The organism is Vreelandella sp. L-25 (genome assembly GCF_056857535.1).
Map to the genome: position 1 here is coordinate 42,166 of NZ_JBSXNH010000053.1, position 21,583 is coordinate 63,748.

The following is a 21,583-nucleotide window of genomic DNA, read 5'->3' on the forward strand; positions in this document are numbered from 1 at the left end:
ATCAGACTAGTCGCTACGCGCTTAAGCGTTGTACAACACGCGGCCTAGCTGGCTCACATCATACCCTCTTAGCGTACTCGCACGCTGGGCAAACCGGGGCTCTCTGGCAAATTCAAACAAGGCTTGGACGGCAGGCTCAAAGTAGCTGCGACGATGCATCACCAGATCAAACGACTCCTCCACCAGCGGGATAAAGTCCAGCTGCTGGCGTTGCGCGGCAGACTCCATCCCCAGCCCAACATCGGCTTCACCTTGGGCAATGGTCAGCGCTAAATCGTCCTCGCTGAGCGCAGGATGTGCCGCCCATCTCAGCGCTTCGGGCACAATGCCCGCCTGCTGCAGCATGCAGTTCAAGAGCTGCGCGGCCCCTGCGCCTGGCTGGCGGTGGGCAAGCATGGCTTTGCGCTTGGCAATGTCGCCTACCGACCGAATGTCCAATGGATTCCCCAGCGCCAAGAGCAGCCCCTGGCGGCGCGTGGCCCAGTGCAGCACGATCAGATCGCGCACTCCGCCTAGGCCCAACGCAGCAGGTTCGTTATAGCGCTCAGAAGCCGCGTCGAGCAGATGGATCCCCGCTAGCATCGCCCTGCCTTTCAGCAAGCGGCGCACGCCGTCGCCACTGCCTTGACACAACGAGGCCAAGTCACTCCCGCTCTCTCGCACAGCCCACTCCAGCAGCGGGTCTTGGCTGCCCGCCAATACCGGCGGAGGCGGCTGCCGCTGCGCCTGGTCGCCTTCCAAGTGGCTAAGCACCCACATATCAATATGCTGTCGAGGAAACAGCAGCTTTCCCGTCGCACGGCTGCAGGGGATATGGCCCTGACGCACCAGGTCGTACACCTTGCGCTCTTTCAAACGCAGATAATCCGCCACCTCAGCGGTAGTCAAATAGTCGTTTGGCATCGCTCACCCTGCATTTAGCTGCGTATGGCTGCATATATTTCAGTAGCCAATGCATAACATCAAGTAAACGTACACTATGCAGCCTACTGAATACACTTTGCTCACCCGTTTCTTCCGTGGCCATCGCACTGGCATGTGCGCGACCCAACGCTTCTACATCAGGTACTTATGTCAGCAAGTGATAACCCTTTTTATACGGCGCTCGCGCTGATTCTGGGCATGGACTCAGATTTGATCGACATCGTGGTGCTCTCTTTACAGGTGTCGCTGGTCGCCGTGCTAATCGCCAGCGCCTTGGCGCTGCCAGTGGGAGCGGCGCTCGCCCTATGGCGTTTTCCTGGGCGTAACGGACTGATCGTCGTACTCAATGCACTGATGGGGCTACCGCCGGTCGTGGCAGGGCTATGTGTCTATTTGCTGCTCTCCCGGGCAGGACCATTAGGCTCGTTTGGGCTGCTGTTCACGCCCAGCGCCATGGTGATTGCTCAAGTCATCCTGGTATTTCCGATTATCGCTGCGCTGACGCGCCAGCAGGTGGAAGCCCTGCAGCATGAGTACGCCGAGCAGCTACGCTCGCTGGGGCTGACCCAGCTACGCATGATGCCCACCCTACTGTGGGATGCGCGCTTTGGCCTGCTGACGGTGATTCTAGCGGGCTTTGGCCGGGCCAGCGCCGAAGTGGGCGCGGTGATGATCGTCGGTGGCAATATCGACGGCGTGACTCGGGTGATGACCACCAGCATCGTGCTGGAGACCAGCAAGGGGGATCTTCCCCTGGCGCTCGGGTTGGGCATCGTACTGCTGACGCTGGTCACCCTCATCAATGCGCTGGCCCATGCGGTCAGTGAAGCGGCCAAGAGGCGGTTAGGATGAATGCACCGCTCACTACCTCCTCTTTCACCTCACAGGCCGATGTGCCAGCCCTGCACTTTCAGCAGGCGAGCTTTACCCATCGTGGACACGCCTTGTTGGTGCCCACCACCCTCACGCTGTCTGGCTGTCAGCGCACGTTGATCATGGGGCCTAACGGGGCGGGTAAAAGTCTGTTCATGCGTTTGGCTCACGGTCTACTCCGCCCTAGCAGCGGCCACGTTAGCTGGGAAGGCGTACCTCCCGTGCAGGCCATGGTGTTTCAGCGACCGGTGCTGCTGCGTCGCTCGGTGATCGATAATCTGATCTACGCCCTGGCCGTCAAACGCGTGCCTCGCCGGGAGCGTAAAGCACTCGCCTGGCAGGCACTGGAGAAGTTCGGCTTAGCAGCTCTGGCCAAGCGCCCCGCGCGGGTGCTGTCTGGCGGCGAGCAGCAGCGGCTCACCCTGGCCCGCGCTTGGCTGTTAACCCCTTCCGTGCTGTTTTTGGATGAACCCACCTCCGCCCTTGACCCCGCCGCCATTAAGGCGGTGGAAGATGCCGTGAACGAGTTTCACCAAAGCGGCACGCGCATCGTCATGACGACCCACGACCTGCATCAGGCGAAGCGGCTCGCCGACGATGTGCTGTTTATGTACGGCGGCCAGGTGCTGGAGCACACCAGCGCCGAGCGATTTTTCGACACCCCGACCTCCTCGCAGGCCAGGGCGTTTATCCGGGGCGAACTGGTTTGGTGACCCCCAATCAGCGTTGAACAACACCCAAAGGAGCAGACCGTGAAGACAACGACCACGCTTATCACCGCCAGCGTATGCACGACCGCCTTGGCCTGGAGTGCTTCGCCACTCGCGGATGACGACTTCATTACCCTCGCCTCCACGACGTCCACCGAGAACTCAGGGCTGTTCGATGCCATTATCCCCACGTTCACCGAGGCCACCGGCATCGACGTGCGCGTGGTGGCCGTCGGCACCGGGCAAGCATTTGAGATCGGCCGCCGTGGTGATGCTGACAGCCTACTGGTACACGATACGGCAGGCGAGGAGCAGTTCGTGGCGGACGGTTACGCCACGGAGCGTTTAGACGTCATGTATAACGACTTCGTGATCGTAGGCCCCAGCGACGACCCGGCAGGCATTAGCGACAGCGAGAGCGTGGCAGACGCCTTTGCGCGTATCGCCGAGAGCGGGTCACCATTTGCCTCACGAGGCGATGACAGCGGCACGAACCGCGCCGAACTGCGTTTGTGGGAAGATGCGGGCGTGACACCCCAAGGCGACTGGTACCGCGAGCTGGGCAGTGGCATGGGCCCGACCCTAAACACCGCTGCGGGTATGGACGCCTACACCTTTACCGACCGCGCCACCTGGGTCGCGTTCGATAATCCGCAAAACCTCACGCTGCTGTTCGAAGGTGACGAAGCGCTGTTTAACCAGTACGGCAGCCTGCTGCTCTCGGAAGAACGCCACCCGCACTTAAAGCATGATTTAGCCGCTCAGTGGCACCAGTGGCTCGTCTCTGAGGAGGGTCAGCAGGCGATTGCTGACTTCGAGGTAGGCGGCCAACAGCTGTTTTTCCCTAACGCCAAGTAGTCTTTTGCAGAAGAGCCTTTGGCGGTATTGGCATACACCGCCACTGAGGCAAACGCAACAAGGCCTGCTGCACCAAGTGCAGCAGGCCTTGTTTTATGACTATGGTTTTAGGACTATGATTCTAGGGCTATGATTTAGATAACGCGGCGTCAGCTCAGCGGCTCAGCAATTCGCGAACATCCTTTGCTTCCCAATGGGGGAAGTGCTTGCGTACCAGCGCGTTCAGGTCACGCTCAAAGGCGGCCCAATCGGTGGTAGCGGCCTGTTCACGGGCGTTAGCCACGCCGCGAATCATACCGGCACCTACCGTCACGTTGGTCAAACGGTCAATCACGATAAAACTGCCGGTACCCGGGCTAGTACGGTAGTCGTCTACCGGAATGGACGCCGTTAACTCCACCTCGCAGCGGGCGATGGCGTTCAGCCCCAGTGAATCGGTAGCGTGCTTTTCCAGCGTATTAACGTCAATCTGGTACTCAATGGCACTCACCTGCCCCGCTAAGTCGCGGGTGGCGAGCTTGATGTCGTAGAGCTTGCCGGGCGTGAGAGCGTCTTCATGCATCCACACGATATCAGCGTTGAACACGTTAGAGAGCGGAATTTCAGCATCGGCGCTCACGATCCAGTCGCCACGGGAGATATCAATCTCATCTTCCAGAGTGACGGTAATCGCTTGGCCTGGGTACGCCGCGTCTAAATCGCCATCAAACGTGACAATGCGGGCCACGCGGGATGTTTTACCCGACGGCAGCGCTTTGACCGCCTGGCCAGGGCGCAACACGCCTGCCGAGAGCGTACCGCAGTAGCCACGGAAATCCAGGTTCGGGCGGTTAACGTACTGTACCGGCAAACGCAGGTCGGTGAGGTTTTGATCGCGGCTGATTTCGACGCTTTCCAGCAGCTCGATCAGCGTTTTGCCTCCGTAGCGCTGGCTATCGTCAAAGTACCAGGGCGTTTGCTCGCTGGGGTTGACCACGTTGTCGCCGTTGAGTGCCGACATCGGCACGAAGCGGATATCCGGGGCTTGCAGGTTCTTAGCGAACGCCCGGTACTCCTCGACAATCTCGTTAAAGCGCGCTTCTGAGAAGCCCACCAAATCCATCTTGTTGACCGCAATGACTAAGTGCTGAATGCCCAGTAGGTCGGCAATGAAACTGTGGCGGCGTGTCTGGGTCTGCACGCCGTAGCGCGCGTCGATCAGAATAATCGCCAAGCTTGCGGTGGAGGCACCGGTCGCCATGTTACGGGTGTACTGCTCATGCCCAGGGGTATCGGCAATAATGAACTTGCGCTTCTCCGTCGAGAAGAAACGGTAGGCCACATCGATGGTGATGCCCTGCTCGCGCTCGGACTGCAGACCATCCACCAACAAAGCAAGATCCACCGCATCCCCTGTGGTACCGCTGGTTTTAGAGGCCTTGGTGATCGCCGCCAGCTGATCTTCAAAGATCATCTTGGAGTCGTGAAGCAGCCGCCCGATCAGGGTGGATTTACCATCGTCGACGCTGCCGCAGGTAATAAAGCGCAGCAGGTCTTTGTTTTCGTGCTCGTGCAGGTATTGCTCAATGTTATCGGCAATTAACGTTGACTGGTGCGCCATTAGAAGTACCCCTCACGCTTTTTCTTCTCCATGGAGCCGGCCTGATCGTGGTCGATGGCACGGCCGCTGCGCTCACTGGTTTTGGTCAACAGCATCTCTTGGATAATTTCCGGTAGCGTTGCTGCCGTGGATTCCACCGCGCCGGTGAGCGGGTAGCAGCCAAGGGTTCTAAAACGCACCCACTTCTCCTCCGGCACCTCGCCTGGGGCCAATGGAAGGCGGTCATCGTCCACCATGATCTGCATACCGTCGCGCTCAACCACCGGGCGCTTGGCGGAGTAGTACAGCGGCACAATCGGAATCGACTCAAGGTAGATGTACTGCCAAATATCCAGCTCGGTCCAGTTGGAAAGCGGGAAGACGCGAATCGATTCGCCTTTATTGACCTTGGCGTTATAGACGTTCCAAAGCTCAGGGCGCTGGTTTTTGGGATCCCAACGGTGGTACTTGTCGCGGAAGGAGTAGACGCGCTCTTTGGCACGGGAGGCTTCTTCGTCACGACGCGCACCGCCGAAGGCAGCATCAAACCCATACTTGTCCAGCGCCTGCTTGAGCGCCTGGGTTTTCATAATGTCAGTATACTTCGCGCTACCGTGATCAAAGGGGTTGATGTTAGCTGCCCGCCCCTCTTCGTTGGTGTGCACAATCAGTTCCATGCCCGCCTCTTCCGCCATACGGTCACGGAAAGCGATCATTTCGCGGAATTTCCAGGTGGTGTCCACGTGCATCAACGGAAACGGCGGCGTGCCAGGGTAAAAGGCTTTACGCGCTAGGTGCAGCATCACCGAGGAGTCTTTACCGATGGAGTACATCATCACCGGGTTGCTGAACTCAGCCGCCACTTCCCGGATGATATGGATCGACTCGGCTTCGAGCTGCTTCAGGTGGGTCAGTCGGGCGGCATCCGGTGCGATGGGCACCTCTTGCGTCGCCGCCGACGGCGCAGAAAACTGGTTCATTACCTACTCCCTCACAAAACGGTGCTTGCTTTTATGGGTAGGGTAACGCTATGCCAATAATAACCCAAAAGAATTAATAACTATCTTTTTATACCCATAACGCCTAACAGACTCTTTAGACAACCACACGCTCAATCCAGGTCTGCCACTCGTGAGCGTTGAAATCGACCACACGATAGCCAGGGCGTGAGGCTTCATCGATAGCAAACTGCTCCGCTCCCGGCAAAAACTGGTCAGCCATGGCGGGGCAACCGTAGACACCAATATCGGTACCAGCTGCTTGATGATGCTGGGCGTAGGCTTGGTGAGCATGACCAAACAGAATCATTTTCACCTGCGGATAGGCACTGAGTAACTGCCAAAAAGCGTCGCGGTCTTGCAAGCCAATGGCATCCATCCAGGCAGCACCTACGTCCACAGGCGGGTGGTGCATGGCAATAAGGGTTGGCCGGTCGTCTTGCTCAAGCCGTTCTGCCAAAGCGCTTAAGGCAACACTCCCCAGCTCGCCGTGGGGTTTGCCCACTACCTGGGTGTTGAGCAGCAGTAAGCGCCATTGCTCCAAGTCCACTTCCTCTAACAGCGGATGTTCGGCGGCCATCAGCTCTGGCTGGTCATGGTTGCCAGCAATCCAGAACCACGGGCATGGCAGCGCCGAAAGCGCCTCGCAAGCAAGGGCGTAGGAAGCGGCGGTTTCATCCTGACTGATATCACCCGTGAACACGACGACATCGGGTCGTTCAGTAATCACAGCCTCCAGCACACGCTGAAACTGCTGCCAGGGAATTCCCGCCCGGGAGCGTGCCTGCTTATCGGCATAAAGATGGGAATCGGTGATTTGAATCAGCCTCATGACAGTAGCTCCATTAACGACATTCCATCAACGCAATTCGGGCATGTCCACAGCATGGCCGTGGGCCAGCCCGTGGGCCAACCACTCACCCAGGAAGCAGTTGAGCTGCAGCTTTTCATCCGGCTGGTGCATGCGGGCATTGGGGTAGCGATAGCGGCCGCTAAAATGGCGCTCGCGTTGAAAGTCGACCACTTCCGCCATACGCACATCATGGTAGAGATGTACGCGCATGCGCGGGCCTTCGATCACTGCGTCCAGCGGCCCGCTCTGGGTCACTTCCACCAGGGTGGTATAGGGGGCTTCCTGCAGTATCGCTAAATGCAGATCACCAAAGTGCTGATGGTCGCTGCGTAGTGCGATATCACGGCGCTGACCGCTCTCCATATCCCCTACTAGGCGCAGCAGGCGCAGATAGTTAGCGCTACATTCGCCCTGCAGGGTTTTTAAATCGGTGACGTAGGCGGCTCTTGCCATGATGACTCCTTACTAGATTCGCTTGGCGTCAATATTCGAGAGGGCGGCGCGTTGAGACGCGGCACGCAGCGATGCCCGCTGCCCCGCCAGCCAATGCAGCCCAATCAAAGACATGGCGTTGTCGAGTCTTCCCTGCTCTAGGAGTTCCCAAGCGGTGGTAAACGTTACAATGTGCACGCGGATATCTTCGTGCTCATCTTCGACCCCATACACCCCGCCTAGCCCGTGGGTATCTACCAGCCCGCAAAACAGCGTCACGCGTTCATTACAGGCGCCGGGGCTTGGATAATAGGTGTGCAATTTGGTCAACTGCCCTACTTGGCAGCCGGCCTCTTCCAGGGCTTCGCGTCGGGCAACATCTTCCAGCGACTCGTCTTTATCGGCGAGGCCTGCCACGAATTCTAATTTCCAGGGGGAGGTAGGGTCGTCAATTGCCCCAGCGCGAAACTGCTCGATGAGTACCAGGGCATCACGGTGCGGGTCGTACAGTAGCACACCCACCGCATCGAAACGGTTATGCACTTCTCGGCGCATAGTAGCGCTCCAGCCGCCTTCAAACAGCCGGTGGCGCAACTCCAGTGCTTCTAGGCGAAAAAAACCTTGATAAAGGGTGTCGCGTTGGATGAGTTCGACATCATCACGACCAAGCGTAGGGCCCATACGGCACTCCCGATGATAACAATCGAACTATTATCAATGCTGCCCACCGGGAATGCCAATGCGGTGATTAACCGCGTGTCATCGTCATCGAAAGGATACTGGCTACGTTAGAGCTGGCTGAGTAGAGCCTCGGCATCCCGTCGTAGCGCTTCATCTGACACTTGGCGATTCTCTCGGGCCGTGCCGTTCACCGCGCGCTGGGCATGCTCCCGTGCCGCCTGAGTGTTGCCCTCTTCTTTTAAAAACGCCGCGTAGTAGTAGTTCACGTCGATGCCGTCGGGGCGAAGCTCAAGCGCGCGCTGGAACATGCGCTCGGCAGTATCGCTGTTACCAAATCCCAGCGGGCGACCTGGGGCACGGTCATATAATGCGCCCAGCGTGACATAGGCCGAGCCGTTGCCACCGGTGGGGTCGATCTCAATGGCACGCTCCAGCACATCACGAGCGTCACCGGCCGTACCCAAAGCCCCCAAACCGCCGCGCTCGCGGGCGTAAGAGGCCAGCACAATGCCCTGCCAAATCAGCACCTCGGCTTCATTAGGATGCTGGCTTGCTAGCTGTTCGGCTTCGCTGGCGAGCGCTTTTAGCGTCTCTTCCCTCTGGTTGGCAGGCATTTCCGTTACTGTATGCTCCCAGCGGTTTTTCAGCGAGAAAACTTCCCCTTCAAATGCTGAGGCATTGAGAGGCGCCAGGGCCAGCGTGCTGCCCAGGGCTGCGGCGATTAATAGGCGGGAAAATGGAATAGCGCGCATAGTCACTCCAGGTTTGTTGTTGTAACGGCTGTATTCATAAGGCTCTGTAAGCCAAGTATCGGCTTACTTAGACAATGTAACGAACGTTTGAATGATTCGCCAGAGAATCGCGACTTTGTTATAAAACCTTCCCGTAGCGTAAGCTTGTTGCCCTGGTAGGAAAGCCTTACAAGGCACTTAAGGAGAAGATTGGCTTATGAAAGGTCGCAACATGACCCGCTGGCGGGATCCGGCCAAAGATCCTCGCCAAGAACCGAAAAGTCATTTGATTACTGCAGAAGGTGCCGCCCGTCTGCGCGGCATTTTGGCTCACCTTTCGCGGGTAAAACGCCCTGAGCTATCAGCGAAAGTGGGCGAAGCCGCCGCGCTTGGAGACCGCAGCGAAAACGCGGATTACACCTATAATAAGAAAGAGCTAAACCGTGTCATTGCGCGCATTCGTTATCTCACCAAACGGCTCGATGAGCTACAGGTAGTGGATCGTCTGCCCGCTAACACCGATAAAATCTTTTTTGGCGCGTACGTAAGCTTGGAGGATGAGGAGGGCGAAGCCCTGCAGCTTCGGATCGTGGGCCATGATGAGCTCGATACCCAAAAACGCTGGATTAGCATCGATGCTCCCATGGCGAAAGCACTGCTGGGCAAAGAGGTCGATGACGACGTTACGGTGCTCACCCCCAATGGCGAAACGTTCTATACCGTGACGGCCATTCACTACGATACGCCAAGCGGCCCATGAGCTCGACGCCAAAGAGCAGCAGCCAAAGACAACTAGTTGACGGCGCGATACACGCGGAAACGCCGGTTGTCCGACAGCGTCTCGAACTCGCCCAGCGCGCGCTGTAATCGCTCCGGATAGGGCAGAAACGCATTGGCCACTAGCCACAACTGCCCTTTTGCCTGGAGGTGCTCTACCGCTTGATCGATCAAGCGCGAGCTGGGGCCATAGCTGATGTCTCGCTCCTGGTGAAACGGCGGGTTACTCACGATGACATCGAAACGCTCGCCGTCCAACGCCGAGTAAACGTCGCTCTCCAGCACCCTGCCCTCCAGCGCGTTCTCACGCAGCGTGCGGCGGCAGGCTTCGGCGGCGAAGGCGCTGACATCGACAGCCGTGACCGCATGGCCACGTTTAGCCAGCCAGGCGCTAATAATGCCGTCGCCGCAGCCCATATCCAGCACTTTCAGCGTTTTTTTCGGTAGTGTTTCTTCAAGGGCTTGCAGCAGTAGCTGCGTTCCCTCGTCGACTTTGCCATGGCCAAACACGCCAGGATGGCTCACTAAGCGCATATCCAGGGCATCAAAGGTTTGCCAGGCACTTTCGGGCGCTTCCATTTTCACCGTGCGGGTGGCAAACAGCGAGCAGCGGCGGGCGTTATCGAGCTTGTCGCAGCTCATGCCCAGCTCGTCTAGCATCTTGGGAACACGTTTGATGCCCCCTTGGTGCTCACCGACGATATCGAGCGGCGTATTGTCAGGCAGCACGTGGCAAAGCCACTCAAGCCACCACTTGCCTAGCTGGTGGGCTTTGGGCCAGAACAGTACCACCTGCCCCTCGGGTAAGTAGTCGAACGGCTCGAAAGGGCTAACGGCTAGGCGCTCACTGGCCTGCCACTGCTGCCGCAGGGCGACGTTGTCGCTCACCATCGCGGCGGAGTGGGTTAACAGCCATGTATCTTCCGGGGGTGCGACAGGCCATAACCGGGCGGCCTGCCCATAGTAACGTTCAAGCAGTTGGCAGGTGGGCAGTTGAGCACTCATACATCAGCCTCAGGTTTGGTAACGGTATAAAGTAAATAGCGGCCTAAGCGCCAATGAGGGTCTTGCTGGCAGTACTGCTTTTCAAGCGCTAGCAGTGCTGCTTGATCGCTTGCCTTCTCTGGGGCCTGGCGCACGTAATCCTGAAAAATACGGATGCCCGCAACGCTCTCGATATGTAAGCCGTTCTGGCCCACCCACTGGCAAATCTCATCATGGGTAACTGGGGAGATCGGCGTTAAGCGCTGGCGCTTGCCCTTGCCTTCTAACTGGCCACTCAAGGCTTTTTGATAGTTGCCCTTCACCACATTAGAAAAGCGCAGCGCGTCGCGGTTAAACACCATCAGGCTGAGTTGACCACCAGGCGCCAGCAGCGTTTCCAGGGTTTGCAGCGCTTGCTCAGGATGGCCCAACCACTCCAATACCGCGTGGCAGGTGATCAGCGGCCAGGGGCCGGGGGCTTGGCTCGTCAGCGCCTGTAGAGGAGCTTCCACATAGCGAAGCTGCCCCGGAGGCCACACCGCAGCGGCTTCCTGCTCAGCGTGCCACGCCTTAGCGTGGGCCAGCATATCGTGGGAAGGCTCTGCCATGCTGATAGTGTGACCGCGTGCCGCGAACCAACCGGAGAGCTGCCCCAACCCACCGCCGACATCCAGCACCGGCTGAGCCTGTAAGTGCAGCATTTGCGGCAGAAGATAATCCAGCATCGCGAGGCGCAGCTCGCCCCGGGGTGCTTGGTAGAGCGAGCGAGAGAACTTATCTGCCAAGCCATCAAAGTAGCGGTCGCCAGCGTCGGTTAATTCGTAGGTCGGGTGCATGCCTCTAGCCACCACAGTTTAAAGGGGCGCTAGTTTACCCGTTATCGTCAGGAAAATCGCACCCCAGGCAGCATGGTTGAGCAGTCCAAGGCGCGATGGTCACAGCAGGACTAGAACTGCTCCCACTCACCCGCAGACGACTGTTTGGAGGGCAGCACTTTGGCGGCTTGCACCACCGCTGGCAGCTGCCAACGGCTTTTTTCTCTTTACGCTCACCATTACGTATATGCTGAGCATCATAGCCGCTAGCTACTGCTCGCTGGACGACACGGCTCCTTCCCATACTTCACAACGGTCGCGGCCGTTATTCTTAGCTTTGTACAACGCCGTGTCGGCTAAGCGCAGTAGCCTTTTAGGGTCCATGGTGTGAGCTGGATACGTGGCGATTCCGCAAGAGAGCGTAATGCGTCCAAGCGGCTGATGAAGGTGACTCAACGCTTGGTTACGCTGTGCCTTCAGCAGTTTCTCGGCACGCGTTTGGGCCTCGGCCGCTCCGGTGCCCGGTAGGAGTGCGACGAACTCCTCGCCCCCCAACCGGCACACCACGTCCGTACCGCGAAAATGCTTCTTTAACAGCGCCGCGACCTCGATCAAAACGGCATCGCCAGCGTCGTGGCCAAAGTTATCGTTCACTTTCTTGAAATGATCGATATCGATCATCAGCAGCGAAAGCAGGCTTCCCTTACGCTGCGCGAGCGCCATTTCCTGATGTAGCAAGGCGTCGAAATGGCGACGGTTATTGAGACCGGTCAGGGCATCCTGAAGCGAGAGCCCCTTGAGCTGCTCGACCAAGGTATCTAGCTCTGCTGTCCGCGCCTTCACCTGTGCTTCTAGCGTCTGGTTGGCCGAAGCAAGCTGACGCTGCGTATGACGGTAGTGCCACAGCGAAATCCCCACGATAGCCAAAGAGAAGCCCAACGCCCCATAGCTCAGTGGCACGTCGCGCCGAGGTATCAGCTCGTGCGCCACCAACATGTCCAGCAACAGAAGTGGCGCAAACAGCAGGAAACTAGTGACGAACAGCCGCTGCTCCAAATTCAAACGACGCACCCGCAGCAGCGCCAGCAGAAGCATGAGGGGGAGCGTGAGCAACAGCAGCACATCGAATATGGGGAACGTCAGTGCCAAGTTCACCACGCCAAGTGCGACCAGACCAATCGAAACCACGAGGTACGCCAAATGGAGCTGCCATAAACGCCTCATCCAGCGCTTTGGTACACCCTCCAACCAGTGGCTCAGCAACAAGCCTATGGCAATGGGCAGTGTAAAGTAGCTGGCGGCTCTTAAAATGTCCCAGGTAAGCGGCGCGTCTGCCAACAGCTGCCGAACGGGGGTCTCTGCCAACAGCATCAACCCTGACGAAAACGCAAACAGCGCGATGGCGAAAAAGCCCCGACGCTCAGGCCCAATCATGGCAAAAATCGCTGCCAACGTCGCCAGTAGCAGGCTGAAGGCACTCACCGCAAGGTCCTGTACCGAAGCGTGGAGCATCCCCTTCAGCGCATCGATACGATCGGTGATCTCTACATCGCCCCACAGCCCGATGCTGGTGTAATCGGAGTGGATACGCAGCGCCAGCGTCTTGCCCGCCGAATTCTCCGGCAGCGGAACCAAATGCCACGGCCAACCGATGAAACGAGGTGCCTCCATATCGCCATGCTGATAAATCAGCGTGCCATCGAGGTAGATCTGCCCCACCAAGTTAATGCTGGTAATGTGCAACACCGGGTCACGCCACTCCCCCTCTGGCAAGACCGTTTTAAACCAAACAGACTTCTGGCCGTTGCGCTCCGGTGGGTTAGAAGGAAAATCGATGGGGCTCCAAGGCGCGTCATCTTCTAAAGGAGCATCTCCCCAGCGATACTCCCAATCGGTCAGCGGTGCAGGCGCGCTAGCGTAGGCCAAAGAACCGGACAGCAACAGCAAGCCAGCCATTATTCCTACGCATAAAAAGCGCAACAAGACGTTGAACGTACCCATCCGATCCCCTAGCTGGCGTGCCCCACCAGCTCACCCTATTTTTTTATTAACGCTAACCTTATACACTCAAAATTGCGTTGATAGCACGTTTGATGCGTTTCAAACGCCTATCGTTGGTGGCGTTAATCATTATCCAATCGCTCTGTTCGATATAAATGCCACTCGTTTTCGATCCGGCAGTCGACAGTAACGCCCCGTTCCCAAAGCACTTTCGCGGGTGAGGCGCTCGCCGCCCAGGCTGACGCAATACGCCGCAGCTGCCACCCAGCGCAACGTGCAGCGGCTTGCCACGCTCATCAACGATCTGCTGGATATGGAGAAATTGGTGGCAGGCAAAAAGTAGAAATGGGTGAGTACTGGAAAGCCAGCGTGCGCTCCCACCGAACGGCAGCAAACGATGTTGGACCGCGTCAACCAAGCTCGAGGCCAAGCCCGCCAATGCGGTGAACATTCTTTCGGTGCCGCTAGCTCCCTTACTTGGAGCTGCTCGCTCACCACTGCCGCAACCTCATGAACGATGCCTTTACCGATATGGGCATGGCGCATGCAGAAGATAGTGACGCGCGATTTACGCACTACTGGGTGCAAACGCTAGGCGCGCCGCGCTAGTGGTTAGAAATGAAGAAGATATGGGGGCGTTTGGCGTCCCTGGCAGGAGTCGAACCTGCGACCTGCCGCTTAGGAGGCGGCTGCTCTATCCTACTGAGCTACAGGGACTTACGGGGCGCATAGTATAGCGGTTTGATCCGCCCCGGCCAACCGCGGTTTTGCATCGGCAGAGGTCATATCCAACCGAGCAGGCGAAGAGCGAAGATACCCAGTGTCACGGTCACGCTGGCCATGAGCGTGGTCATGGCGATGATATTAGCGGCCAAGGCCACGTTCCCATTGATCGCTTTGACCATCACGAAGCTGGCGGCAGCAGTGGGGCTGGCAAAGAAAAGAAACAGTAGGCCGAGCTGATTCCCTGAAAACCCCATCAGCCACGCAGCCAATGTGGAAAGCACGGGTAAAATCACCATTTTCATACTGCTGGCGCTGAGCGCCACTTGGCTTCCCTCTCGCATGCTGGATACCGATAGCGTTGCGCCGATGCATATCAACGCGAGCGGTAGCGTGAGCGAGGCAAAGTAATTACCCGAGGTCATCACCCAGCTGGGCAGTGACACCGAGAAAGCGGTAAAAGGGAGCGCAGCGAACACCGAAAGAATCAGCGGATTTTTAATAATATGACCCAGCAAACTCCGCCAATCGGTCGCTTGGCCGGGCTGATAGGCTGCCAAAGCAACAACGGAGAGCGCGTTATACATCACGATCACCACCCCCAGCAGCAAACTACCGGCGGATAACCCATAATTGCCGTACATGCCCGCCGCCAAGGCCAAGCCTACGACCCCACAATTTCCGCGAAATGCTCCTTGAACATAAATGCCACGGTCGGCTCTTGGCACGCGCAGGTGCGCCCAACCCCAACTCAGCAAAAACTGGCCCAACGTGGCGAGGGCAAAAAAGAGCAGCAACGGCACATCTAGAGCAACGCTCAAGTCAGCTTTGACTAGGCTGAGAAAGATCAGCGTGGGCAGTGTGGCTTTGAACACGAGAGACGAGGCGGTCGAAATGAAGGCACTATCGATCCAGCCCAGGCGCTTCAAGGCAATCCCGATGAACACCATGGCAAAAACAGGCAGGGTAACGTCTAGGGTGCGTGTAAAGAGTTCAAGTAAGTCCACGAAGGCGCTCTCAGTCGAATCAGCATCCTCTTATACTCTACCGTTGACTGAGATTTGTCGACTCGCTAGACAGTCTGTCAACGGCTGGGGATCGACGTGGCGCTGGACGATTTCGGCACCAGCTACTCGTCGCTGGCGTACTTTCGCCGCCTGCCGGTGCAGTTGATCAAAGTCGATAGAGCCTTCGTTCGCGATATGCTGGCGAGCGAAGATGATCGTGCGATCGTAGAGAGTATCGTCTTCTTGGCTAAGAAGTTCGCGCGCCCCGGGCCCGCCGAAGCGCTCCCCCAGTGGCTGATCACTTGGCAGCGGGAAGGTTTCCCAGACGCGTCTTAACCGAATAGCTCTATGGGGTCGAACTGTTCGGGCAATTTGACCACCACGGCATCTCGCCCCTCCCCTTTGGCTTCATAACTGGCCGCATCTGCCCGGGAAATCGCCACATCCACCGTTTCGTCGCATTCATCGAAGGTCGTCACGCCGATGCTGAGCGTCACGCTGTACTCTTTGCCCTCATGGGTCACGGTCACCTCACTCACCGATTGACGCAACGACTCTGCGATACGTTCGGCCTGTCCCAGCGTACAGCTGGGCAGCAGCACGGCAAACTCATCTCCCCCTTGGCGCGCCACATGGTCACTGCCACGCACTTCCCAGGCCACGATTTGAGCGATACGGCGGAGCATCTCGTCTCCCAGCGCGTGGCCGCCCTCATCGTTGATAGGCTTGAAATGGTCCAGATCGAAGAGAAGCAGCGCAGAGGGCGTGCTGGTCTTCTGGAAGTCGGCGAATGCCTCTTCCAACCGGCGCTCGAATCCACGTCGATTGAGCAACCCCGTCAACGGGTCGTGCTCTGCCTCCCAGCGCTGCAACGCCTCTTGCTGGCGCCGCTCGGTAATGTCCTTCACCACACCGACCAACCCCAAGGAGTGGCCGCCTTGGGTCAACATCACCACCCGGGCGTGAATATCCAGCCACAGCGTTTCGCCGTCGCTGCGCAGAAAACGCAGCTGGCGCACGAAATCACTGCCGCTATTCAAGCTGTGCAGCCACATATCACGCGCCCCTTCACGTTCATCCGCGTGAATCTGTGTCAGCCACTGCTCCATCGGAGTATCGGCTGAAATGCTCAGCATCTGCAAAAGCGCAGGGTTCATGTAGGTGATCTTGCCACCGAAGTTGGCCACGAACATGCCCTGAGGCGTGGCACTCAGCACAGAATCGAGAAATGCCTCACGCTCCTGCAAATGGCCCACCAACTGCTGGCGTTCCCCTTCCACCCGGTTGAACGTAGTGGCGACCTGCTGTAGCTCCTGCATCCCCGTGGCCAGGGCCAACTGCGAGCGCCGCCCAGCCCCTACTTCACCAATCTGGCGTTCGAGATGCTCCAGGGGCTTGAGAATACGCGCCAGCAACCACCACAGCAGCGGCATCATCAACAGGGAAATCACCAGCCAGATACCAAACAGCTTGGAGATGAAGCCCGAAAGCGGAAGCTGCGCCTGCTCGGTGGGCAAATAGAGCCCAACGACCCAGTTGGCTGGCCACACTTGCGCATATGCTTGCAGGCTGGAGCGCCCGTCGGCCAGCTCGCTGCCCCCCTCGCCTTGCCAGCCATCCAGCGCCAGGTCCAGCAGGGCATTGCGCTGGGCGTGACTGATTTCTGCATTCACTAGCTCGTAATCAGGGTGGTAAAGAATCTTGCCTGACGCCGTGGAAACCGCCGCAAAGCCGTGGTCACCCAAACGAATCGTGGTCAATCGGTTGAACAGGCCGCTACGGTCCAGGCTCACCATCCCCGCTACGAACCCGGCAAAACGACGCTCCTCGTCCAGCCGAGGTACGATCATCAGCACCATGGGTGCGCCGCTTGCACGACCAATAAAAGGCTCGCTCACATAAGGGCGGCGTGTACCGCGTACCATCTTGAAATACTCGAGTTCTGCCGTATCGAGTCCCACTCGCCCCACCACACTGGGCCAGTCCGCCACGATCTCACCATACTCGTCACTCACAATCAGTCCATCGAACCAGGAGAGCAAGGCATCGTTTTTCTGCAGCTCATACGATAACCAACTCGTTTCGTTGGCGGACCCCATGGCGCTGCTCAACAGCTCCAGCGCAGTGATGCGCTGATTCACCTGCTGAGTAATCTCATCGGCCAGCAAATCGGCTTCATAGCGCAGGTGGGCGATATTGGTCTCGTGCACCATGATTTTGCCGACCTGCCACGCCATGCCCAGCACGGCCCCTGCCAAGATGGCCAGCGCACAGGAAAGCCCCAGCAGCAGCCGGCTTTTTAGCGAACGAAACGTAATCAGTCGATGGATCGGGGGGGCTAGGCGCACCAGAAAACCCTATTTCGTTAACTTTCCTTGAGTGGGGCTCGCGAGTTCAGACGCTATCATGGCTCGAAAGAAATAACTTATCAAAAACAACTGAAATGTGCGCGTTGAGACAAATCAACTTAGCTATTTTCTAAGCCAAGCGCGTGCGAATTGATAACCACGCTTATTTCACGTATGTTCGCCGCCTATCTCGCAAACCACCCGACAAAACATTTCGGCACACTCCATGGCAAAACGTACGGCGGGTTACACCTCTAAAGGCATTGGCAGCATCACACCACTCGCCGCATTTTTAAGAGAATTCGACGACGTCCTTCCGCTTCATCCCCTCAGTGCCCAACCAGACGCCGTCATTGGATGGGGGTTGAAACCTACCAGCCGCCGAGCGAGGCGCTACGCCAACAAGCGTCGTCTTCCCTACGTCGCCCTGGAAGATGGTTTTTTACGCTCTTTAGGGCTTAGTAGTGCCGGTTACCAACCGCATAGTCTCGTAGTGGATTACAGCGGCATTTATTACGACGCCTCACGACCCAGCGACCTAGAGCAGTGGCTAGCGACCGCCGACTTTTCGTCGGAAGAAGTATCCAGGGCCGAACATTGCATCGCCTTACTAAAGCGTTATCGCTTATCGAAATATAACCATGCGCCGGACAAGCCTTTGAGCGCTAGTGGCGCCAGCGTGTTAGTGGTCGACCAAACGGCGGGGGATGCATCCATCGAGTACGGTGGCGCGAGCGCCGCCAGTTTTTCAGCCATGCTGGAACACGCACTGGCCTATCACCCCCAGGCCAAAGTGCTGGTCAAAATTCATCCCGATGTGATTGCGGGTAAAAAGCAAGGGCACCTTACCAGCGCTCTTCAACACCCGCGCTGCCAGGTCATCAGCGAAGATATCAACCCCTGGGCCCTGTTCGACCAAGTCGACGACGTCTATGTGGTGACTAGCCAGCTTGGCTTCGAAGCGCTTATGGCGGGCAAACGTGTCCACTGCTTTGGCACCCCTTTCTATGCTGGCTGGGGCCTGACCCAAGACCAACTCCCCTGCCCGCGGCGCACGCGTTCTCGTACATTACCAGAAGTATTCGCGGCAGCCTATCTTCGCAATTGCCGTTACGCTAACCCCTACACGGGCCAGCCATCCACGCTGGAAGAGACGATACACCTCATCGCTGACCAAAAGCGTCAGCAAGAACGGTTGAGAGGCGCATGGCTCGCTTGCGGCTTCTCCTCTTGGAAGCGACGTTTTATCAGCGATTTTCTGGGCCCTGCTGCCCGCGTTCGTTATCAAAAGAGACTCCCCCATCAAGCCGTCGAGCCTCAACGGCTGCTGGTATGGTCGAGCCGTATCGACGGCACCTTCAAAACGCAGCACAGCGAACTGTTGCCTCATCTTTGGCGCATGGAAGACGGTTTTATCCGCTCGGTAGGCCTGGGTGTCGACCTCACTCAACCCTTGTCACTGGTGATAGATCGCCACGGTATTTATTACGACCCCAGTCAGCCAAGCGACCTGGAAACGCTGCTCAACGAGCATGAATTTAGCGATGACTTACTGGCCAGGGCCGGCGAATTGCGCCAGCGCCTCGTTACCCTGAAGCTATCGAAATATAACGTGCCTGGGGCGGCTGACGTTGCCTTACCCGATCATCGAACGGTCATTTTAGTGCCGGGACAAGTCGAGAGTGATGCGTCCATCGCCACCGGCTCACCGAAGATCCGCACCAATAGCGCGCTGCTAAAAGCCGTGCGCCAATCTCAGCCGAACGCTTTCATCATCTACAAAGCACACCCTGATGTGATCAGCGGGGCTCGAGTAGGCAAACTCGATACTGATGCCAAACGCCTGTATGATTTGGACGCCAGCCACGTCGACATCACCGCTTTGCTAGAGCGCGTGGATGCCGTGCATACAATGAGCTCGCTGACCGGTTTTGAAGCCCTGTTGCGTCATCGTCAAGTGACGACCTATGGTTTGCCATTTTACGCAGGCTGGGGATTAACGCACGATGCCATGCACTGCCCAAGGCGTAACCGTACACTCACCTTGGATGCCTTGGTTGCTGGCACGCTATTGCTGTACCCCAATTACATCGACCCCACCTCTGGTCAGCTTTGCAATGCCGAGACCGTCGTCAGCCTATTGGAGCGGGCAAAGTTACAACAATCTACTGCACAAACACCGCTACTTACATGGAAGCAGCGCCTTTATCGCTGCTATCGTAACTTGTTGATTGGAAGCCATTGAGTTGAAGCAGAAGCGCGCATTCTTATTCTTACAAGGCGTTTGCTCGCCCTTTTACCAACGCTTAGCCCGCCGCCTCACCGACGACGGCCACCGCGTGGTGAAAGTACACTTCAACGCGGGCGACCTCCTCTATTGGCAGCGCACGCACAGCCATAGCCACTTGTTTCGTGGCCCTCTGAGCGAGCTGCCCGCCTACGTCACCTCTCTATGGCAACGCTACGGCATTACCGACCAAGTCCTGTTCGGCGACCGGCGTCCCGTGCACCGCCCAGCGGTCGACCAAGCCCCGGCCGCAGGCATTCGCACCCACGTGTTTGAAGAGGGCTACTTCCGCCCCTTTTGGATCACGCTGGAACGTGAGGGAGTCAACGGCCACTCGCTGCTGCCTCGCGATCCCACCTGGTTTTATGAAACGGGCAAAGTGTTACCTGAGCTTCCCTCTCCAGTACGCTTTCGCTCATCGTTTAAAATCCGCGCCATGCACGATGTGGCGTACCATGTCGCCGGTCTGGCGAACCCCCTGGTCGCACCGCGCTATCGCAACCACGCGCCCATTACCGCACCGGTGGAGTATGCGGGCTACCTAAAGCGCTTCACGCTGCTCAAACAGTGGAAAAAACGCGATGCAGCGCGGATTAAGCGATTGATCGGAAGTGGCAAGCCCTACTTCATGCTGCCGTTACAGCTAAATACCGATGCGCAAATTCGTGACCACTCTCCCTACGCCAACATGGAAGAGGTCATGGACCACGTGATGGGCTCGTTTGCCGAACATGCACCAAGCGATGCCTTGCTGTGCATCAAGAACCACCCGCTCGATATGGGACTCGTGGATTACCCCTCCATCATTCAACGTCTCTCAGACTTTTACGGCTTGGATGGGCACATCGTGTACCTCGAGTCCGGCGATCTGAATGCGCTGATCAAGCATGCAGTGGGCACCGTCACGGTGAACAGTACCGTGGGCATCGTCTCACTGGAATCACACTGCCCTACCTTTGCGCTCAGCGACCCCATTTATAATCTGGCAGGGCTTACCTACGAAGGCGCGCTGGAGGAGTTTTGGCACCAGCCACCACCGCCCAGTGCCGAATTGTTCGGCTATTTTCGCAATACCGTGATGCATACCGCCCAGGTAAACGGCGGTTTTTACTGCCAGCCCAGTATCGATCTTGCGGTCAATAATGCTGCGCACATATTAGAGGCCTGCCCATCCCCTCTGGAGAAGCTGCTGTGAGTGTTGATGCAACGTACTCGACAAAGACACCACACACACGCCGCGTGCTGATTACCGGCGCCACGGGGGCCATCGGCGGAGCGCTCGCCAAGGCGTATGCGACGCCCCAGACGCATCTGATTCTGCATGGACGCAACGTCAGCGCCTTAGAGGACGTGGCTAACGCCTGTCGAGAAAAAGGGGCTGACGTGTCGCTCTCCTCCATCAACCTCACTGATGAGGAGGCACTAGCGCAGTGGATCACCACACTCCGTGCCGAGCAGTTGCCGGATATCGTGATCGCCAACGCAGGCAAGAACACACATCCTGAGCAGTTGGGCGAGCTCGAGCCCTGGGCCGATGTTCAAGCCTTGCTGAACATCAACCTCACCACCCCCATTGCCATGGCGCAGCACTTGGTACCCGCCATGCGCGCACGGGGTAGCGGCCAACTGGTATTCATTAGCTCACTGGCAGGTTGGCATGGACTACCCAGCACGCCCACGTACAGTGCCAGCAAAGCGGGCATCAAAGCGTATGGCGAAGCCTTGCGCGGCTTGCTCGCCCCCTGCGGCATCGGGGTAACGGTCGTCATGCCCGGCTACGTCACCTCCCCCATGTGCAATGCCATGCCTGGCCCCAAGCCCTTTGAGTGGCCACCCGAACGAGCCGCCAAAGTGATCATTCGTGGCATTCGCGCCAACCGTGCGCGAGTCAGCTTCCCGTTTCCGCTCAACTTCGGCACTTGGTGGCTGGCCGTCTTGCCAGCAGGCGTGTCGCAGTGGCTCATCAAACGACTGGGTTTCGATCATGTAGGAGGCCGGTAAG

At 57.8% G+C, this 21,583-nt stretch carries 21 protein-coding genes and 1 tRNA gene; 9 read left to right on the plus strand and 13 right to left on the minus strand.

Annotated features, from left to right (window positions below; genetic code table 11):
- Positions 1-21: 21 nt before the first annotated feature.
- Positions 22-903, minus strand: a complete 882-nt coding sequence (locus AC13CN_RS05700; RefSeq protein ID WP_062372531.1) for a helix-turn-helix transcriptional regulator — start codon at positions 901-903, stop codon at positions 22-24.
- Positions 904-1,071: 168 nt separating this feature from the next.
- Here AC13CN_RS05700 and AC13CN_RS05705 point away from each other — a divergent pair, with 168 nt between their 5' ends.
- Genes AC13CN_RS05705 through AC13CN_RS05715 form a run of 3 tightly spaced genes read left to right on the plus strand, consistent with a single transcriptional unit; the run spans position 1,072 to position 3,365 of the window.
- A complete protein-coding gene (locus tag AC13CN_RS05705) occupies positions 1,072-1,776 on the plus strand; it encodes an ABC transporter permease (protein ID WP_054645031.1) in 705 nt (234 codons plus the stop codon).
- Positions 1,773-2,510, plus strand: a complete 738-nt coding sequence (locus tag AC13CN_RS05710) for an ATP-binding cassette domain-containing protein (protein WP_054641014.1) — start codon at positions 1,773-1,775, stop codon at positions 2,508-2,510. The genes AC13CN_RS05705 and AC13CN_RS05710 overlap by 4 nt, the downstream gene beginning before the upstream one ends.
- Positions 2,511-2,549: 39 nt before the next feature.
- Entirely contained in the window at positions 2,550-3,365 is an 816-nt protein-coding gene (locus AC13CN_RS05715) for an ABC transporter substrate-binding protein (protein ID WP_089674822.1), read from the plus strand.
- Between the two features lie 154 nt (positions 3,366-3,519).
- On the opposite strand, the gene cysN is transcribed toward AC13CN_RS05715, so the two are convergent.
- From cysN to AC13CN_RS05745, 6 genes are all read right to left on the minus strand, one after another.
- A complete protein-coding gene (gene cysN / locus AC13CN_RS05720; protein WP_058576392.1) occupies positions 3,520-4,965 on the minus strand; it encodes a sulfate adenylyltransferase subunit CysN in 1,446 nt (481 codons plus the stop codon).
- Positions 4,965-5,924 (minus strand): sulfate adenylyltransferase subunit CysD, encoded by a 960-nt coding sequence (gene cysD / locus AC13CN_RS05725; protein WP_172416297.1) that lies wholly within the window; start codon positions 5,922-5,924, stop codon positions 4,965-4,967. Before cysD ends, cysN begins: the two co-directional genes overlap by 1 nt.
- Positions 5,925-6,039: 115 nt before the next feature.
- Positions 6,040-6,774: a phosphodiesterase gene (locus tag AC13CN_RS05730; protein WP_054641016.1), complete on the minus strand. Its 735-nt coding sequence runs from the start codon at positions 6,772-6,774 to the stop codon at positions 6,040-6,042.
- 27 nt (positions 6,775-6,801) lie between these two features.
- Positions 6,802-7,248, minus strand: coding sequence for a DUF1249 domain-containing protein (locus tag AC13CN_RS05735; protein WP_044629055.1), 447 nt, complete (start codon positions 7,246-7,248; stop codon positions 6,802-6,804).
- Positions 7,249-7,260: 12 nt separating this feature from the next.
- Positions 7,261-7,908: an NUDIX domain-containing protein gene (locus AC13CN_RS05740; protein ID WP_058576389.1), complete on the minus strand. Its 648-nt coding sequence runs from the start codon at positions 7,906-7,908 to the stop codon at positions 7,261-7,263.
- A gap of 107 nt (positions 7,909-8,015) precedes the next feature.
- Positions 8,016-8,660, minus strand: coding sequence for a TRAP transporter TatT component family protein (locus AC13CN_RS05745; RefSeq protein ID WP_089674819.1), 645 nt, complete (start codon positions 8,658-8,660; stop codon positions 8,016-8,018).
- 196 nt (positions 8,661-8,856) lie between these two features.
- Between AC13CN_RS05745 and greB the strand changes: the two genes are divergently transcribed.
- Complete coding sequence (gene greB, locus AC13CN_RS05750) at positions 8,857-9,399, plus strand: transcription elongation factor GreB (RefSeq protein ID WP_483053058.1); 543 nt, start codon at positions 8,857-8,859, stop codon at positions 9,397-9,399.
- 32 nt (positions 9,400-9,431) lie between these two features.
- Here the strand turns inward: greB and AC13CN_RS05755 are convergent, their stop codons facing one another.
- From AC13CN_RS05755 to AC13CN_RS05765, 3 genes are all read right to left on the minus strand, one after another.
- Entirely contained in the window at positions 9,432-10,421 is a 990-nt protein-coding gene (locus AC13CN_RS05755; RefSeq protein WP_483053059.1) for a methyltransferase, read from the minus strand.
- Complete coding sequence (locus tag AC13CN_RS05760) at positions 10,418-11,236, minus strand: methyltransferase domain-containing protein (RefSeq protein WP_483053060.1); 819 nt, start codon at positions 11,234-11,236, stop codon at positions 10,418-10,420. Before AC13CN_RS05760 ends, AC13CN_RS05755 begins: the two co-directional genes overlap by 4 nt.
- Before the next feature lie 249 nt (positions 11,237-11,485).
- The gene (locus tag AC13CN_RS05765) at positions 11,486-13,216 is read right to left on the minus strand and encodes a GGDEF domain-containing protein (protein WP_483053061.1); all 1,731 of its coding nucleotides are present in this window, start codon (positions 13,214-13,216) and stop codon (positions 11,486-11,488) included.
- A gap of 537 nt (positions 13,217-13,753) precedes the next feature.
- On the opposite strand from AC13CN_RS05765, the gene AC13CN_RS05770 reads away from it, so the two are divergent.
- Entirely contained in the window at positions 13,754-13,825 is a 72-nt protein-coding gene (locus AC13CN_RS05770) for a hypothetical protein (RefSeq protein ID WP_228219860.1), read from the plus strand.
- Positions 13,826-13,856: 31 nt separating this feature from the next.
- Here the strand turns inward: AC13CN_RS05770 and AC13CN_RS05775 are convergent.
- A tRNA-Arg gene (locus tag AC13CN_RS05775) sits at positions 13,857-13,933 on the minus strand.
- A 65-nt stretch (positions 13,934-13,998) separates the two neighbouring features.
- Positions 13,999-14,946 carry an AEC family transporter gene (locus AC13CN_RS05780; protein ID WP_044629048.1) on the minus strand — a complete coding sequence of 316 codons (948 nt, stop codon included), beginning with the start codon at positions 14,944-14,946 and terminating at the stop codon, positions 13,999-14,001.
- Between the two features lie 90 nt (positions 14,947-15,036).
- Between AC13CN_RS05780 and AC13CN_RS05785 the strand changes: the two genes are divergently transcribed.
- Positions 15,037-15,282 (plus strand): EAL domain-containing protein, encoded by a 246-nt coding sequence (locus tag AC13CN_RS05785; RefSeq protein ID WP_276325990.1) that lies wholly within the window; start codon positions 15,037-15,039, stop codon positions 15,280-15,282.
- Here AC13CN_RS05785 and AC13CN_RS05790 read toward each other — a convergent pair.
- Entirely contained in the window at positions 15,279-17,294 is a 2,016-nt protein-coding gene (locus AC13CN_RS05790; RefSeq protein WP_483053062.1) for a sensor domain-containing diguanylate cyclase, read from the minus strand. The genes AC13CN_RS05785 and AC13CN_RS05790 overlap by 4 nt on opposite strands.
- A gap of 226 nt (positions 17,295-17,520) precedes the next feature.
- On the opposite strand from AC13CN_RS05790, the gene AC13CN_RS05795 reads away from it, so the two are divergent.
- Genes AC13CN_RS05795 through AC13CN_RS05805 form a run of 3 tightly spaced genes read left to right on the plus strand, consistent with a single transcriptional unit; the run spans position 17,521 to position 21,582 of the window.
- Positions 17,521-19,539 (plus strand): capsular polysaccharide biosynthesis protein, encoded by a 2,019-nt coding sequence (locus AC13CN_RS05795; RefSeq protein WP_483053063.1) that lies wholly within the window; start codon positions 17,521-17,523, stop codon positions 19,537-19,539.
- A gap of 1 nt (position 19,540) precedes the next feature.
- Positions 19,541-20,776, plus strand: a complete 1,236-nt coding sequence (locus tag AC13CN_RS05800; protein WP_483053064.1) for a capsule biosynthesis protein — start codon at positions 19,541-19,543, stop codon at positions 20,774-20,776.
- Positions 20,773-21,582, plus strand: coding sequence for an SDR family NAD(P)-dependent oxidoreductase (locus AC13CN_RS05805; RefSeq protein ID WP_474188412.1), 810 nt, complete (start codon positions 20,773-20,775; stop codon positions 21,580-21,582). The genes AC13CN_RS05800 and AC13CN_RS05805 overlap by 4 nt, the downstream gene beginning before the upstream one ends.
- The last annotated feature ends 1 nt before the right edge of the window (position 21,583 follow it).